The sequence below is a fragment of the Pseudoalteromonas sp. Z1A2 genome, assembly GCF_011378755.1.
Classification (GTDB): Bacteria; Pseudomonadota; Gammaproteobacteria; order Enterobacterales; family Alteromonadaceae; genus Pseudoalteromonas; species Pseudoalteromonas distincta.
Genome location: NZ_WTKX01000016.1, coordinates 64408 through 79875, shown reverse-complemented (window position 1 = coordinate 79875; position 15468 = coordinate 64408). Strand labels below are relative to the sequence as shown.

At 39.4% G+C, this 15468-nt stretch carries 16 protein-coding genes and 1 pseudogene; 12 read left to right on the top strand and 5 right to left on the bottom strand.

The window, feature by feature from the left end; all coding sequences use genetic code 11:
- Positions 1 to 427 precede the first annotated feature (427 nt).
- The 9 genes from GQR47_RS12345 (at position 428) to GQR47_RS12305 (ending at position 6465) form a co-directional block, all read left to right on the top strand.
- Positions 428 to 850, top strand: a complete 423-nt coding sequence (locus tag GQR47_RS12345; RefSeq protein ID WP_010558026.1) for a hypothetical protein — start codon at positions 428 to 430, stop codon at positions 848 to 850.
- A gap of 299 nt (positions 851 to 1149) precedes the next feature.
- Positions 1150 to 1563, top strand: a complete 414-nt coding sequence (locus tag GQR47_RS12340; RefSeq protein ID WP_008467855.1) for a MerR family transcriptional regulator — start codon at positions 1150 to 1152, stop codon at positions 1561 to 1563.
- 101 nt (positions 1564 to 1664) lie between these two features.
- Positions 1665 to 3908 (top strand): heavy metal translocating P-type ATPase, encoded by a 2244-nt coding sequence (locus GQR47_RS12335; protein WP_008467856.1) that lies wholly within the window; start codon positions 1665 to 1667, stop codon positions 3906 to 3908.
- 11 nt (positions 3909 to 3919) lie between these two features.
- The gene (locus GQR47_RS12330; RefSeq protein ID WP_004589267.1) at positions 3920 to 4273 is read left to right on the top strand and encodes a cupredoxin domain-containing protein; all 354 of its coding nucleotides are present in this window, start codon (positions 3920 to 3922) and stop codon (positions 4271 to 4273) included.
- A gap of 9 nt (positions 4274 to 4282) precedes the next feature.
- Complete coding sequence (locus GQR47_RS12325; protein ID WP_008467859.1) at positions 4283 to 4618, top strand: DUF2933 domain-containing protein; 336 nt, start codon at positions 4283 to 4285, stop codon at positions 4616 to 4618.
- Entirely contained in the window at positions 4611 to 5276 is a 666-nt protein-coding gene (locus GQR47_RS12320) for an isoprenylcysteine carboxylmethyltransferase family protein (protein ID WP_010558024.1), read from the top strand. Before GQR47_RS12325 ends, GQR47_RS12320 begins: the two co-directional genes overlap by 8 nt.
- A complete protein-coding gene (locus GQR47_RS12315) occupies positions 5260 to 5682 on the top strand; it encodes a hypothetical protein (RefSeq protein ID WP_008467863.1) in 423 nt (140 codons plus the stop codon). The genes GQR47_RS12320 and GQR47_RS12315 overlap by 17 nt, the downstream gene beginning before the upstream one ends.
- Positions 5683 to 5692: 10 nt before the next feature.
- Positions 5693 to 6064, top strand: coding sequence for a hypothetical protein (locus tag GQR47_RS12310; RefSeq protein WP_008467865.1), 372 nt, complete (start codon positions 5693 to 5695; stop codon positions 6062 to 6064).
- A gap of 50 nt (positions 6065 to 6114) precedes the next feature.
- Positions 6115 to 6465, top strand: a complete 351-nt coding sequence (locus GQR47_RS12305; protein WP_004589646.1) for a hypothetical protein — start codon at positions 6115 to 6117, stop codon at positions 6463 to 6465.
- Positions 6466 to 6681: 216 nt separating this feature from the next.
- On the opposite strand, the gene GQR47_RS12300 is transcribed toward GQR47_RS12305, so the two are convergent.
- On the bottom strand, positions 6682 to 7413 hold the full coding sequence (locus tag GQR47_RS12300; protein WP_008109669.1) for a glutaredoxin: 732 nt from the start codon (positions 7411 to 7413) through the stop codon (positions 6682 to 6684).
- 1 nt (position 7414) lies between these two features.
- Positions 7415 to 7936, bottom strand: coding sequence for a DUF305 domain-containing protein (locus tag GQR47_RS12295; RefSeq protein WP_008109672.1), 522 nt, complete (start codon positions 7934 to 7936; stop codon positions 7415 to 7417).
- 433 nt (positions 7937 to 8369) lie between these two features.
- On the opposite strand from GQR47_RS12295, the pseudogene GQR47_RS20505 reads away from it, so the two are divergent.
- Positions 8370 to 8732 (top strand): annotated as a pseudogene (locus GQR47_RS20505) (recombinase family protein).
- Between the two features lie 526 nt (positions 8733 to 9258).
- Here the strand turns inward: GQR47_RS20505 and cadR are convergent.
- Positions 9259 to 9648 carry a Cd(II)/Pb(II)-responsive transcriptional regulator gene (gene cadR / locus GQR47_RS12285; RefSeq protein ID WP_008109677.1) on the bottom strand — a complete coding sequence of 130 codons (390 nt, stop codon included), beginning with the start codon at positions 9646 to 9648 and terminating at the stop codon, positions 9259 to 9261.
- A gap of 79 nt (positions 9649 to 9727) precedes the next feature.
- Between cadR and GQR47_RS12280 the strand changes: the two genes are divergently transcribed.
- A complete protein-coding gene (locus GQR47_RS12280) occupies positions 9728 to 10459 on the top strand; it encodes a transglutaminase family protein (RefSeq protein ID WP_008464145.1) in 732 nt (243 codons plus the stop codon).
- The gene (locus GQR47_RS12275) at positions 10446 to 11333 is read left to right on the top strand and encodes a cation diffusion facilitator family transporter (RefSeq protein ID WP_008464143.1); all 888 of its coding nucleotides are present in this window, start codon (positions 10446 to 10448) and stop codon (positions 11331 to 11333) included. Before GQR47_RS12280 ends, GQR47_RS12275 begins: the two co-directional genes overlap by 14 nt.
- 98 nt (positions 11334 to 11431) lie before the next feature.
- Here the strand turns inward: GQR47_RS12275 and GQR47_RS12270 are convergent, their stop codons facing one another.
- Together GQR47_RS12270 and GQR47_RS12265 are read right to left on the bottom strand one after the other, a co-directional pair.
- A complete protein-coding gene (locus GQR47_RS12270; RefSeq protein WP_058155247.1) occupies positions 11432 to 14545 on the bottom strand; it encodes a CusA/CzcA family heavy metal efflux RND transporter in 3114 nt (1037 codons plus the stop codon).
- A gap of 10 nt (positions 14546 to 14555) precedes the next feature.
- A complete protein-coding gene (locus GQR47_RS12265) occupies positions 14556 to 15452 on the bottom strand; it encodes an HlyD family efflux transporter periplasmic adaptor subunit (RefSeq protein WP_058155246.1) in 897 nt (298 codons plus the stop codon).
- Between the last annotated feature and the right edge of the window lie 16 nt (positions 15453 to 15468).

The following is a 15468-nucleotide window of genomic DNA, read 5'->3' as shown; positions in this document are numbered from 1 at the left end:
TCAGCTAAGAAGTAAAGTTGGCGAATGGTTAAGGTTAAAGAGTCAAGGCAAAAAACATCGCCATTGAAAGACGTACAATAGGCCATTTTATCACTTTTGATGAACGGGAATTGGATGTGCCCGGGATAGAACCGATTGTTGCAAAGTACTGCGCTTAAAGCTGAACAATTGGAAAAATGATCCATTACTCAATACCTAGTTATGAGCGTAGGGTTTTTATTTCTTTTAATGGTGCTCATGCTTGGCTTCAATCTCATGAGTATAAATTAGACACCCCTTTTATACTTGTGAAGTTAAAGCTGTTTAAAAAAGTAAAAAGTAAAAAGTAAAAAGTAAAAAGTTTAGGTTTTAGTTCAAAGGTTGATCAAGATCATAAAATTATTTTTATAAAGTGGCTAATATTGTAGGTGATAAATAAGGAATTAAAATGTTTGGACTTTTCAAGTGGTTTAAAATAGTGGTAATTACTCTGTTGCTTACGCAGCATGGCTTTGCTATTGCTAAACCAATGAATTGTGAAGAACATCAAAATGGATCTTCCGACACGCATATTATACAACCAAGCAAAAATATGCATCATCAATCAATGAATGACAATAGTCACTATCACACTGAAAATTCGCAAGATTCTAAAAACCGTCATGGTGATGAAGACTGTGAAAAATGTAAAGCTGGTGATTGTGTTTGTTGTGAAGGCGGTTTTTGTACAAGCTTTCATTTAAATGCCTATCTTGTGGAAGCGCAAGACGAAGGTATTTGCAATATTCATTCTGAGCTAATTCTACAGCGTATACCCCTACCAAAATCTGGTATCCATCTCTTACTTTATCGTCCACCAATTATTGGCTAATCACGGGATCAGTGCGCCTTTTTTTCGCCAGTCCCATCAAAAATAAAACGATTTACTGATTGGTTTAAATTACCAACCGTTTTGAACAATTAGCACAATATTTTTTGGAGGCATGATGAACATGCTCAAACTATTGCTATTTACAGTACTTAATGCTGTCGATTTTGACCGAGATTTCTCTTTTACCAAAAAATTAGTTTTTAGCTTATTCACTAGAATTAGTACTTGACCTGTGTCTTAGACACAGGTCTAAGCTGAAGATGAGAGTACAAACTTAGCTAAAAAACTGAGGAGTGAATATGAAAGTTGCGGAGCTGGCAAAAAGCCTTGGAACGACTGCTGATACGGTGCGCTATTACACCAGATTAGGATTGTTAAAACCTGCTAAGTCAGTGAACGGCTACAAGTCATACTCGAATAAAGAAGTATCGAGACTTAAATTCATTTTAAGTGCCAGAAACCTTGGTTTTTCCGTTGCAGATATCAAGGAAATTATTAATGAATCTGAAGATGGTAAAAGTGCGTGCCCATTAGTCAGAAGCCTGATCAAAGAGCGGCTTGAAGAAACAGAAAAGCAGTTTCAAGCAATGTTGGCACTTCGAGGAAAAATGTCTTCTGCGCTTTCTCGATGGGAAGAAATGGAAGACAAAGCACCGACTGCAAACATGGTTTGTCATCTCATCGAAAACTTTGAGCAAATTAAAAAAGCATAGGAGGAAAAAGGGTGGCTACTAACACAAATATAAAAACTGAATCAGGCTGTTGCTGTCAGGCAAAAGCTCAATCCTCTTCGTGTAAAAGTAAGGAGAATACGTTGGAGAAAGTATCACATAACCAACAGCTTATCATTGAAGGTGCTGGGTGTGCTAGCTGTGTAGGCAAAATTGAAGGGGCGTTGAAGGCAACTCTTGGAGTCGTCAGTGCGGAAATGAATTTTGCTGATAGGACAGTAACAGTTTATGGGACAGCTAAAACAAAAGAGTTGATCAAAGCTGTTGAGTCAGTGGGGTATAACGCGAAGCCAATTGATGATAGCTCAGCAACAGATGCGCTTGATGAGAAAGAGGCTGCGGATTTTGCATATTACAAAAAGCTAATGCGCGATACGTTTATTGCCCTTTCACTCGGCGTTCCTTTGATGATCTACAGCATTGTAGTTGGAGAAATGACGGTTGAAACAAACCTTGAACGAATTTCTTGGTTGGTTGTAGGCATTTTAACTTTTGGTGTTATGTATTTTTCAGGCAAGCATTTCTATGTAGGAGCATGGAAGAGCTTCAAAAATCATTCAGCCAATATGGACACCCTAATTGCTTTAGGAACAGGCACGGCTTGGTTGTATTCGATGGTTGTCGTGTTTGCACCTGACGCTGTTCCATTGATGGCACGGCATGTTTATTTTGAAGCTACCGCCATGATCATTGGCTTAATTGATTTAGGTTTAGCATTAGAAATCAAAGCCAGAGGTAAAACCTCTGAGGCCATTAAACGTCTTATCGGCTTGCAAGCCAAAACAGCAACCGTGGTTCGTGACAACAAAGAAGTTCAGATAGGTATTGAGCAGGTTTTATTTAACGATATTGTGAAGGTAAAACCGGGTGAAAAAATTCCCGTCGATGGCGTGGTATTGGAAGGACACACCTCTATTGATGAGTCCATGCTGACAGGCGAACCTATGCCTGCTGAAAAAGCTGAAGAAGATGAGGTTGTCGCAGGTACTTTGAACAAATCAGGCATGATTTTATTTAGAGCCACACGCGTTGGTAAAGACACGGCGCTTGCACAGATCATCAATATGGTGAAACGAGCACAAAATTCGAAACCGCCGATTGGCCGTTTGGCCGATGTTATTTCAGCTTTTTTCGTACCTGTCGTGATGATCACCTCTGTGTTAAGTGCGCTAGCATGGCTTAACTTTGGACCTGAGCCAGCCATTGCTTTTGCCATCGTTTCAGCAACTACTGTGCTTATTATTGCCTGCCCGTGTGCTTTAGGCTTGGCAACACCCATGTCTGTCATGGTGGGAGTAGGAAAAGCAGCAGAAGCCGGAGTGCTTATTCGCAACGGTGAGGCACTGCAAACCGCCTCTAAAATCACTGCCATGATTTTAGATAAAACGGGCACTATTACTGAAGGGGCACCTAAGGTAACCGATATTATTTTAGCAAAAGCTACTGACGAAAAAGACGTACTACAGCTTGCAGCAAGTTTAGAAAGCGGCTCAGAGCATCCTTTAGCGCAAGCGATTGTTGAAAGTGCGTTAGATCAGGATATTGAGTTACTAAAAATTGAAGCCTTTAACGCCATTACGGGTTTTGGTGTAGAAGCAAGCTGCAACAACAAAGCCCTGCTTTTCGGAAACGATAAACTAATGAAGTTAAAAGGCATAGACCTCACAGGCTTTGTTGAACAAGCACAGTCTTTAGCCAAAGAAGCCAAAACACCTATGTACTTTGCTGTAGATGGTGAACTTGCAGCAATCATTGCTGTTGCAGATCCTATCAAGTCAGACTCAATCTCTGCTATCAAACGGCTTCAGGCTAATGGTATACGCGTCATCATGTTAACGGGTGATAACAAGGAAACCGCTGCCGCCGTAGCTAAAAAAGTGGGTATTAGTGAGTTTCTTGCTGAAGTGCTGCCAGAAGATAAAGCCAACAAGGTGAAAGAGCTACAAGAAGGCGGCGAAATTGTTGGTATGACAGGAGATGGCATCAACGATGCTCCTGCGCTAGCGTTAGCCGATGTTGGCTTCGCCATAGGCACAGGGACTGATGTAGCTATCGAAAGTGCTGACATTACCCTAATGCGTGGTTCACTTCATGGCCTTGCTGATGCCATAGCGGTAAGCAAAGCTACTTTACGAAATATCAAACAAAACTTGTTTGGCGCGTTTGTCTATAACGTAGCCGGGATTCCTTTTGCTGCGGGGGTTCTATATCCCTTCTTTGGCATTCTGCTTAGCCCTGTAATTGCAGGTGCTGCAATGGCGTTTTCGTCATTGACTGTAGTGTCAAATGCAAATCGACTTCGCTTTTTTAAAGCAAAAGAGCATTAAGGAGAATCACAATGATGGTTATTAACTTATTAGGCTTAATGTTAATCGCGCTGATTGTTTGGTGGTTTTGGCTATATAAACCCAATAAAACAATCGTTCAAGGTAATGAAGTACTCATTGAAGTGAGGGATGGTGTGTATTCCCCATCCTCAATTCAGGTGTCTGCTAGCCAACCTGTCACTCTGAAGTTTATGCGCAAAGATCAATCCCCCTGCGCTGAAACAATGCTTATTCCTTCATTGGATATAAGCGAACAGCTTAAATTAAATGAAATTACTCAAATTACCCTATTGAACTTATCACCGGGAGAGCATGAGTTTCACTGTCAGATGCAAATGTATCGCGGTGTCTTAAAAGTCGTTTAGGAGGGCAATATGAAAAATCAACACCCTAATTTTTGGTCAACACCTACAGGCTGGGCTGCACTGGCACTTATTGCCGCAGTGACCTACTTCTTAGTGCTTGAGCATGGTCAACATATGCTGCAATTTCTTCCCTACTTGATTTTATTGCTATGCCCCTTGATGCACGTATTTATGCATGGCAGTCATGGTAAACATGGTCACGATCATTCACATGCGCCTGATGAAAAAAAGGAAGAGAGCTTTCAAGAACTCACGGATAAAAATGCAGCCTATCGCGATGGCTACATACAAGGGTTAGAAAAGGCACGTAAGGAATCACATAAAAAGGAGAGCAGTGATGAATGAAACATATGATTATGACTTATGGTCAATGGTGATACTGAACTCAGCAATTTTTATCTTTTTTGCCTTTAGTTTTGTCAAACCAAAAACATCAACTGATTGGAGAAGTCTAAGCGCGTTCTCTGCCTTTATTGTTGCCCTATTTACTGAAATGTATGGCTTTCCTTTAACTATCTATTTTCTGTCGGGGTGGCTGACGGAGACCTATCCAGAAGTAAATTTCTTTGCGCATGAAAATGGGCATTTATTACATACTTTCTTTGGATTTCAAGGTGATGCCCATTGGGACCCATTTCATATAGTGAGTATGGTGTTAATTGTTGCAGGTTTCTTTATGTTGTCTTCAGCATGGAATGTATTGCATCACGCGCAAAAACATCATCAATTGGCTACAACTGGATGGTATGCAAGGTGTCGCCACCCACAGTATGTAGCTTTCATTCTAATCATGTTCGGCTTTTTATTGCAGTGGCCGACAATCCCAACACTTGCGATGTTTCCGATCTTAGTCGTTGTTTACGTCAAGCTAGCGAAACGCGAAGAAGCACAAGCGATTGCTGAGTTTGGTTCGGAGTACCACAGGTATATGGAATCGACACCAAGTTGGATCCCAAATTTTAATAAAAGTGTAGAAGGTAAAAATCATGAAAACGTTAACTAAATCAATTTTATTTATTAGTTCACTACTTATAACCACTAGCTCATTTGCCCAAAACAATGAGCATAAGCATGAAGGTGCGAACAAAGCTGATATGCATCAAGGCATGGCAATACCACATGAGAACATGGGAGAAATGCACAAAAAGATGATGGAAATGAAAAAGGAAGTCCATGCCATTAAAACTGAAAAAGATCCTGAAAAGCAACAGCAGATGATGGTTGAACATCACCGTTCAATGATGAAGATGATGCAATCCATGCACAAAAACATGGAAGAAATGCCAATGCATCAACAAATCAAGATGGCTGAACATCATTTAGAAATGATGGGGAACATGATGCCGCAGATGAACCGTAAAATGGAAGAAATGAAAGATAGCAATCAACAGCATTCACACAAACATTAGGAGAAAAATTATGAGCGATTTAAATCATAGAGTTGGCGTTAAAGAGCAAAATTTAGTTGTTCGAAACCTAAAGCTTAGCAATGTCACAGAAGAAAGCTGTGACGAGTTAGTAAAAGAAATAGATCAGCTTTTTGGTATAGATGAAGTTAGTTACAACATCAAAGAAGGTGAAATACACCTTGCCTATGATGCCGCAAACGTAAGCCTTGATGGGATTGAGGAGGTAATCCGTAAGTATGGCGCAGATGTTCATGATGATTGGTGGACACATACTAAAGAAAGTTACTATAAATTTGTTGATCAGAACATCAAAGATAACTCTGTTCATAAGCCTTGGAGTTGTCATCAAGCACCTTCGGGGGCTGGCCGGAAAAACAAATGAATTCATAAAAAAGTGTATAGATAATTAGTTAGTCAAATGAGGTAACAGTGATGAAAACACCCTATATAAAAGCTCTTTTATTGCTTACATTCGGTTTATATTTAGTGGGTTGTTCCAATACCACTTTTTATCATAAATACATGATGAGAGGTCAGGTAGTAGAAAGTTCTGATAATCGAACTCTAATCTGTATTGGTGCTAAGCATGGCGCAGAGGTTGGGCAAAAATACAGTGTTATTAGATTCCATGAAAGAATAGTATTGAGTGAAGGTGAAGATCCCTACACTATCGAAAAGGTAGGAACGGTACAAATTACTAAAATTGTGAATGATCATTTCGCAACTGTAAAGCTAGTGTCTGGTGACATTGCAGCGAAAGATATGGTGGAACTTGAAAACTAATAAAGTGGTGGCGAAAGCCACCACAAGAGCATAACAATAAAACTTAATGAAAAAACTTTAGTGTTATTTTGTACAACCTTTGAGATTGTTTGCTCAGTTCTGGTTATCTTGATGCCAGTACGACAGAAAAAATGTTACATATGAATTAGAAAGGTGTGGGCTGGCATCCTAGGTCTAATCTTAACAGTTAAGGGGCCGCCGAATAGAGCTATACCTTTACATCAGCAGCATAATCAATGCTCCCGCGATCATAAATAAGTTTTCAGATAGCGATACAAATCCAAGTGGCACACTGCTATCGCCGCCTACACAGGCACACTTTAACTGGCGTTTGTCGATGTAAACGGCTTTGAAAACTGAAATTGCTCCAACTGTGCCGATAAACAATGAAAATGGTGCCACTGCGAGAGGCTGTAGTTGGGCAACCATACCAATACCTGCATATGCTTCAATGAAGGGATAAATATAACCATATCTTATCCATCTCATCGCTAGTAAATCATAAGTAATAAACGAATTTGTGAAACTGTATAGGTCTTTCAGTTTTTGCACCGCTAAGAGCGTCATTGAAAAAGCTATAAATAGCATCAGTGTTCTGATGGAGATAAATGAGCCGGAAGCAAAATGTTGAGATGCGACAGCAAGAAGTGCAGCTATCGAGAAAATGGCTACAACGGGCGTGTAGGTTGTGCCAGTTTGACCTGCTTCATCTTTACCAAAATACTCTCTTAAGTCATCGTATCCTCCGACACGCTTTCCTTCAATAAAGGTTTGTGGCGTAGTTTTGACATCATGCTTAGCTTTGAAGTCATCAGCTTGTTGTCTTGACGTGAGCTTATGATCTTCTACATCATACCCTTGCCTCTCCAGCAAATCTTTCGACCTTAAACCATAGGGGCAGATATGTTCGTCAGTGACCATTCTGTACAGGGTAGCTGTCTTAGTCATCTTAGTCTCCTTTGTTCAGTGTGCCTTCAAACTTTGGGAGCGGTCGTTGCTCAGCCTGAGCTTGTGAGCTGACCTTTCCATTTTCAGAAATATCTTTAATCAGCCATTCCATTTCTTTTATTTCTTTTCGTTGGGCTTTAATAATACCATTTGCCAATTCACGCACGCGTACATCCTCCAAAGTTGAATGCTCACTAGTAAGAATAGCAATGGAGTGATGAGGAATCATCGCTTTCATGTAAGCAGTGTCAGAAATTGTGCTTTGAGAGCGAACAAGATAAAGACATATGGCAAACAGTATTGTCGCCAATAGAAAAATAGCCATGTTGAGCTTCTTGTTACTGTACATGCCAAGCATAAAGGCCAGCATGATCATTGCCATACCTGCTCCCATATACAACGCCATATAGATACGCGTTTCACTAAACCATATATGTGATACTGCGTAAGTGTTGAGATACATCATGACAAACATAGCAATGGTTGAGGTGATGATCATTGCAGCAAATCTTGAGTATTTCATAAGTAATCCTTACATTGATAGTGTAAATATTTCCCACTGTTAGCCTATTATTCTCTACATGTGGTCATGTTCTCGAAAAAGTGCAAGTAATGAGCCAGTATCAATAAGAGTATTTGTAATACGATTGACTCAATTTCAGCTTATATCTAAAGTTTAAGTTTTGAACTTATGATAGACACAGGCTAAATTGGCTTTAGTTAACAATCTAATGGGAGAACTCAAAGCACTACAAGCTGAGCTTCAACAAATGGCAAGCTCGTGTACAAGTGAAGCGTGTGAAATAATTAAGTCACTTTATAGTTAGAATTGTCATTCATTTTCTATCCGTAGTGTACGAATTTCTATTTTTTATTACGTTCATGTACGAAATTTATTTAATATACTTTCGTTCATTTAATTGTTAAGGTGTGCGAAAGTTACAGGTTTCGTATATATGAAAGTTGGTTTTGCAAGAGTTTCAACTAAAGAACAAGATTTAAATGTTCAACTGTCCAAGTTGGACGCTCAGGGCTGTGAAAAAATATTCCAAGGCAAACAGTCTGGTGCTTCGATTCGAAATGAAGAAAAGCTTTAGGAACTCATCGACTTTATCAGGGAAGGTGATGAAGTTATTGTTACTCGCCTCGACCGTTTGGGACGGTCGTTAAAATCTATTCTTGAGGCAATTGAAAGCATCCATAAGAAAGGTGCTTGTTTGAATATTATCGACGGCTCTCTCAATACCAAAAATGATAATCCGTTTGCCACTGCCATGATCAACCTATGTGGAGTATTTGTGACTGTGCATAATGATTGAGATTGATCTCATTTTAGACTGAAAGGTTTTAAAGGGATGCCGCCAATCTCTCTTTTTATGAAAGTATGATTTTTTAATCATAATATCTGAGACTCAATCAGTTATATTACGATAATTTGATGCTATTTGCTAACGGCAGCTCCTCCGACATTGCGGACATTAGCATCAATGAATACCTTATGACTTCACTTAGCCAAAAGCGGAAGTTAGCTTTTGAGTTATTAACGAAAATTCAGAGTGTAAAGCAGACGTTGAAGAGTCAATAATAAACTTCAATTTAAACACTCTAGTGCATTAACGGCTGCAACTAATTTTGTCGTTCTAGAATTGGCGGAATTTTGCTGTTCCATATGAGAAGTAAACACACCAGTCACCATTCAATAGTTTGGCAAAACCTTGTGTGACTCATACTTGTGATACCGCTGACATGAATTTGTCAGCATTTCTTCCGTTTTTATCTGTCCACATTTAGGACATGCAATAGTCGATTAATGTTCTATATTCTGCCCGTATGCCTCTAACAGAGTTAACTATCTAGTGACTTAATGATCCCGCATGCTTCAATAGTATTGTTCGAACCACAAGCACTAGCCATCTGTTGTAATTCAGCTTTAAGCGCCCTTAATTCTTTCATGCGTTTATTCACTAGTGCAAGTTGCTGATCAATTAATGCATTAACGCTAGAGCAGCTTTCTTCTGGCTTATTTTTTAATTCGATAAGACGTTTAATATCATTGAGTGATATATCTAGGCTGCGACAATGTTTTACGAACTCCAATTGTTTAAGTGCTTTACTATCATACAGCCTGAAATTACCTTCTGAACGGTTTGGATTTAACAGTAATCCTTCTCTTTCATAATATCTAATTGTTTGTATAGAACAGCCCGATTTTTTAGACAATTCGCCTATTTTCATCAATTTCCCCCAGACATTTGATTCTATAGTTACTATAGAGTCTGTAGTATAAGTATGCAACGAAAAGGATATATAAAAAATGACCGAGAAATATTTAAACAATACGAATATCGTTAATTTTGAACACAAAGATATCCAATCCCTGATCGATCAGCGAGGATGGCAAAGCTTAGACGATTTCAACAAAATTGGAGCAGCATACCAATTTGTGAAAGATGAAATAATGTTTGGCTATAACAAGAGTGATGATATAGCAGCAAGCGATGTACTAGCAGATGGTTATGGGCAATGTAATACTAAGGGTAATCTGTTAATGGCGCTATTGCGTGGACTAGGTATCCAGTGTCGTTTCCATGGTTTTACCATTGATCAGCAATTACAAAAAGGGGCTATACCTAGCTATGTATTTTGGTTAGCACCTAAATACATCATTCATAGTTGGGTAGAAGTTTATTTCGATGGACGCTGGATAAACTTAGAGGGCTTTATATTGGATGAGCAATACTTAAGCTCACTACAGCAGAAATTTAGCCAAGCAAAAGATGACTTTTGTGTCTATGGTGTTGCAACAAAGTGTTTCTCTTCACCAAACACAAATTGGTGCGGCCAAGATACCTATATTCAAAAAGAAGGTATTCATGACGACTTTGGGCTTTATGATTCCCCTGATGAGTTTTATCTTGAAAAGGGTACTAATTTGTCGGGAGTAAAACGTTGGATGTATCAAGGTGTGATTCGCCATTTGATTAATATGAATGTATCAAAAATTAGAAATACAAAAGCACTGGAGGTACAAAATGCACAACCATAGTCACAGTCATCAGCATTCTAAAGATGATCGTATTGGTTGGGCATTTTTTCTGAATGTGACATTTACTATTATCGAATTTATAGGTGGTTGGCTCACTAACAGTACTGCGATAATGGCAGATGCAGTTCACGATCTTGGTGATAGTCTTTCAATAGGTTTTGCGTGGATTTTAAGTCGTTTTTCAGATAAAGAAGCATCAGATAAGTTTAGTTATGGTTATCGTAGACTTACTCTCTTTGGCGCATTGATAAACAGTATTGTTTTAATCATTGGCTCAATTTGGATTTTATTTGAAGCAATTCCAAGGCTGTCCAATCCTGAAATGCCTGTAGTCGAGGGGATGTTAGGGCTAGCGATACTCGGCGTTGCCGTTAACGGATATGCGGTATTAAAATTAAAAGCGGGTGAAACATTAAATGAGAAAGTGCTGACATGGCACCTTCTTGAAGATGTACTTGGATGGGTTGCCGTTCTTATAGTCTCTATCGTACTGTTGTTCGCTGAACTGCCGATATTAGATCCCCTTTTATCAATAGGGTTCACGCTGTTCATCTTGTTTAATGTTTTCAAAAACCTGAAATCAACACTCGTTTTATTTCTTCAAGCTGCACCCGATAAAGAGACTCAAAAGCGTATTAAACTATCACTAATGGAATTTCCTGAAGTTAATGGTATCCACCACATGCACTTTTGGTCACTAGATGGTGAAAGTCACGTTTTAACAGCGCACCTTGAGCTGAGTGACAACTTTGACGTTAAAGAATTAATTAGGCTTAAACAAGAAGTTGCAGCTAAATTATCTTCCTATCATTTATCGCATACAACGATAGAGTTTGAGTTTTTAAATGAAAATTGTCGGGATGAAGCGCAGTAAGCTTTATCAATAAAATGTTGGGCATACAATATAAAAAGCAGCTTAATTAGGCATAACCTATTAATTAAGCTGCTTTTTGGGCTTTAAATTTCGTCAGATTACTGTTTGTTACTCTCAGAGCCATGCGCCCATTGATATAAAACAGGTAATACAAACAAAGTTAAAATGGTAGAAGATACAATACCGCCGATAACGACTGTTGCTAGTGGTCGTTGTACTTCTGCACCAATTCCAGTGTTTAGCGCCATTGGAATAAAACCTAAACTAGCAACCAGTGCCGTCATTAAAATAGGTCTTAAACGAATGATGGCACCTTCAATGATCGCTACGTAAAGGTCGCCTTTTTCATGCCAAAGATCTCGAATAAAAGCCAACATAACCAAGCCATTTAATACGGCGACACCTGACAATGCTATGAAGCCGACACCTGCCGAAATTGATAAGGGCATGTCTCTTAAATAAAGTGAAAATACGCCCCCAGTTAATGCTAAAGGCACGCCACTGAAAATGATTAATGCATCTTTTAATGAACCAAATGCGATAACCAAAATACCTAAGATTACAACTAATGTGATCGGTACAACTAAGCTTAATCTTTTACTCGCTGACTCTAGTTGTTCAAACGTTCCACCATAATCAAGCCAGTATCCTGCTGGGATTTCTCCTTCCTGATTAATTTTAGCTTTCACTTCTTTTACAAAGCCGCCTAAATCTCTGCCACGAACATTGACGGTAACCACAACTCTTCTTTTTCCGTTCTCACGGCTAATTTGAGCAGGTAAAGACTCTGATTTAAGCTCTGCAACTTCTTCAAGTGGCACATAGTTACCACCCTCAAGTGGAAGCGGCAGGTGCTTCAAGCCATTGATATCTGTTCTTGTTTGCTCTGGTAGGCGAACAACTAACTCAAATCGTCTGTCACCTTCATAAATGATCCCCGCAGATTCTCCACCAATTGCAGTAGCAACCCAGTCTTGCAGTTCTGAAACGCTCAAACCGTATCGACCAAGCGCTTCTCGTTTAGGAATTACTGATAAAGATGGAACACCTGTGACCTGTTCCATTCGGGCATCAGCAGCACCGTCCACGGTTTTCACAATATTTAGAATATCTTTTGCGGTAAGTAATAATCGATCTAAGTCATCGCCAAATACTTTGATGCCCACATCAGCTCTAACGCCAGAAATCAATTCATTGAAACGCATTTGAATAGGCTGAGTGAATTCATAGTTGTTGCCCGGAATGTTTTTCAGTACTTCTTCCATTTCTTCAACTAATTCACTCTTTGGCTTTGAAGGTTCGGCCCATTCTTTACGTGGTTTTAAAATAACAAAGATATCAGCAATACTCGGTGGCATTGGATCAGTTGCTACTTCTGGTGTGCCGATGCGCGAGAATACTTTATCAACTTCAGGAAACGCTTTAATACGTTGCTCAAGTACTTCTTGCATTTCTACTGATTGCTCTAGGCCGGTAGAAGGTATTCTTAGCGCTTGGACTGTTATATCCCCTTCATTTAGCTGTGGAACAAATTCACTACCCAGCGTTGTTGCTAACCAAAGGCTATACCCCATTAAGAGCGTCGAAAATGAAACGATAACCCAACGAAATTTCAACGCCATTTTTAGCAATGGTTCATAAATAGACTTGGTTGAACGAATAACAACACTTTCTTTTTCGCTGATTTTACCTTTCATAAAAACAGCTACAGCAGCAGGAACCAGTGTAACTGAAAGGATCATTGCGGAAATTAACGCCATAACGACAGTTGCCGCCATAGGGTGGAACATTTTCCCTTCAACGCCAGTTAGCGTGAAAATGGGGATGTAAACAACAGTGATAATTGCCACACCAAACAAGCTTGGACGTATCACTTCTGAAGTGGCTTCAAAAACGGTATTTAGGCGTTCTCTTAAGTCTTGCCTATGACCGTTGTGTTGGGCCTGTGCTAACCTACGGACAGAGTTTTCAACGATGATGACAGCCCCGTCCACTATCAAGCCAAAGTCCAATGCGCCGAGACTCATTAAATTGGCAGATACTCCTGCTTGCACCATACCTGTGATTGTCATTAACATGGAAATAGGGATAACAGCAGCGGTAATGAGAGCTGCACGTAAATTTCCAAGTAGAATAAATAACACAACAATAACTAAAAGCGCACCTTCAACGAGGTTTTTGGTAACGGTTGCAATCGCTTTATCTACTAACGTTGTTCTGTCGTAAACAGGCTCTGCGGTAATGCCCTTTGGCAGAGATTTTTGTATTTCGCTGAGCTTATGTTCCACTTCTAAAGCAACGGTGCGAGAATTCTCACCAATCAGCATCATGGTTGTACCAAGCACTGTCTCAATGCCATTACGAGTAGCAGCCCCTGTTCTAAGTTCTTTGCCTATAGCAACATTGGCAACATCACTTATTTTTACAGGAATACCATCGTTCTTTTTGATGATGACATTGAGGATCTCATCTATTGTCGCTAGTTGCCCAATGGAGCGTACTAAAACTTGCTGTCCGTTTTGCTCGATATAACCCGCGCCACGGTTATCATTATTTTTACGTAATGCATCAGATATTTCTTCAAAGCTCACACGATAAAAAAGTAATTTTTCAGGTTTCGGTGTTATGTGATATTGCTTGTTGTAGCCGCCGATACTGTTGACCTCAATGACGCCTTTAACTTGAGCCAATTGCGGTTTAATGATCCAGTCTTGTATTTCTCTTAAGGCAATAGCGGTATAAGGCTCTCCATTAGGCATTTTAGCATCAGGAGAAGCTTGTACGGTATACATAAATATTTCGCCAAGCCCTGTCGAAATAGGACCCATTTCTGGCTCTAAGCCAGAGGGAATAACGCCTTTTATCGCAGCTAATCTTGCATTGATTAAGTTGCGAGCAAAATAAATATCGGTTCCCTCTTCAAAGATAACGGTTACTTGAGATAATCCATATCTTGACAGGGAGCGGGTGTGAGACAGCTTTGGCAATCCGGCTAAGGCTGTTTCTACAGGAAAGGTCACCCTTTGTTCCGCTTCCAAAGGTGAATAACCGGGGGCAGAAGTGTTTATTTGTACCTGCACGTTTGTTATATCTGGAACAGCATCAATGGGAAGTTTTTGATAACTCCACATACCAACGCCGATGATTACCATCAGCAAGCTTAATACTAAGTAGCGCCTATTTATTGCAAGACGCAAAATTGATTCAATCATATTGCGTCTCCTAATCGTCGTCTTCTACTTCAGATTTCAATATATCTGCTTTTATCAGATAACTGTTTTTGTTTACATATTCAGTGTCTTTACTGAGGCCACCAATAACCTCGATATAGTTCTTATCTGAACGTCCTAATACAAGCGGTGCAAATTCGTACTCTTCATCTTCTTTAACAAATACACCTAATTGTCCCCCCAGTTCTTGGATAGCAACTTTCTCAACGGCTAAATCCACCTTGAATTGATTTATTTTGACGTTGCCTTTTAATAATTGACCTGACGTTAGCTTTAACTCAGTGTTGTTTAAACGTACACGTGCTAAAACATAAGACTGATCTTTAGCTGGAATTATATTGGTGATGGTTGAGTTGAATGCCTGTTCACCATGCTCAATATCAACAGGTTGACCGACTTTAATTTGATTATATTGGCTGGTAAACACCTTAAATTCAGCCCACAAGGTGTCAAAATTGACGATTTCAAACAAGCTAGTGTTTTGCGTGATACCGCCAATATTTCCATTTCGCTGTAAAACAGTCCCAGAAACAGGCGATGTTATTTTATAAGTATTTAAGCTCTCATTAGATTCAATAACGGCTAATAGATCGCCTTTTTTTACCGTATCACCAACAGTGGAGTTTATTGTCTTTATAACGCCGTTATATCTAGCGCCAACTTGAAATAATTGTTCAGCGCCTATCGTCGTAGAGCCGTATACAGGGATAGTTTGGTTCAACGTTTTTGAAGCTAAATAGGCTGTTTCAACACCAACCTTTTTTGCCATGTTATTGTCGATTTTGCTTATGCCTTCTTCGCCTTCATGTTCATCTTCACTAGCGAAAACACTTTGAATGGGTGACAAATACCCAATAAAAATCAATAGTGCGAGTAAATAGTTTTTCATTTTTAATTCCTAAACG

Bases quoted from the DNA above. Each gene is read 5' to 3' on its own strand.
- GQR47_RS12330 (WP_004589267.1), top strand. From the start codon at position 3,920: ATGATGGTTATTAACTTATTAGGCTTAATGTTAATCGCGCTGATTGTT.
- GQR47_RS12300 (WP_008109669.1), bottom strand. From the start codon at position 7,413: ATGACTAAGACAGCTACCCTGTACAGAATGGTCACTGACGAACATATC.
- GQR47_RS12270 (WP_058155247.1), bottom strand. From the start codon at position 14,545: ATGATTGAATCAATTTTGCGTCTTGCAATAAATAGGCGCTACTTAGTA.
- GQR47_RS12320 (WP_010558024.1), top strand. From the start codon at position 4,611: ATGAATGAAACATATGATTATGACTTATGGTCAATGGTGATACTGAAC.
- GQR47_RS12275 (WP_008464143.1), top strand. From the start codon at position 10,446: ATGCACAACCATAGTCACAGTCATCAGCATTCTAAAGATGATCGTATT.
- GQR47_RS12340 (WP_008467855.1), top strand. From the start codon at position 1,150: ATGAAAGTTGCGGAGCTGGCAAAAAGCCTTGGAACGACTGCTGATACG.
- GQR47_RS12310 (WP_008467865.1), top strand. From the start codon at position 5,693: ATGAGCGATTTAAATCATAGAGTTGGCGTTAAAGAGCAAAATTTAGTT.
- GQR47_RS12315 (WP_008467863.1), top strand. From the start codon at position 5,260: ATGAAAACGTTAACTAAATCAATTTTATTTATTAGTTCACTACTTATA.
- cadR (WP_008109677.1), bottom strand. From the start codon at position 9,648: ATGAAAATAGGCGAATTGTCTAAAAAATCGGGCTGTTCTATACAAACA.
- GQR47_RS12345 (WP_010558026.1), top strand. From the start codon at position 428: ATGTTTGGACTTTTCAAGTGGTTTAAAATAGTGGTAATTACTCTGTTG.
- GQR47_RS12280 (WP_008464145.1), top strand. From the start codon at position 9,728: ATGACCGAGAAATATTTAAACAATACGAATATCGTTAATTTTGAACAC.
- GQR47_RS12265 (WP_058155246.1), bottom strand. From the start codon at position 15,452: ATGAAAAACTATTTACTCGCACTATTGATTTTTATTGGGTATTTGTCA.
- GQR47_RS12305 (WP_004589646.1), top strand. From the start codon at position 6,115: ATGAAAACACCCTATATAAAAGCTCTTTTATTGCTTACATTCGGTTTA.
- GQR47_RS12295 (WP_008109672.1), bottom strand. From the start codon at position 7,936: ATGAAATACTCAAGATTTGCTGCAATGATCATCACCTCAACCATTGCT.
- GQR47_RS12325 (WP_008467859.1), top strand. From the start codon at position 4,283: ATGAAAAATCAACACCCTAATTTTTGGTCAACACCTACAGGCTGGGCT.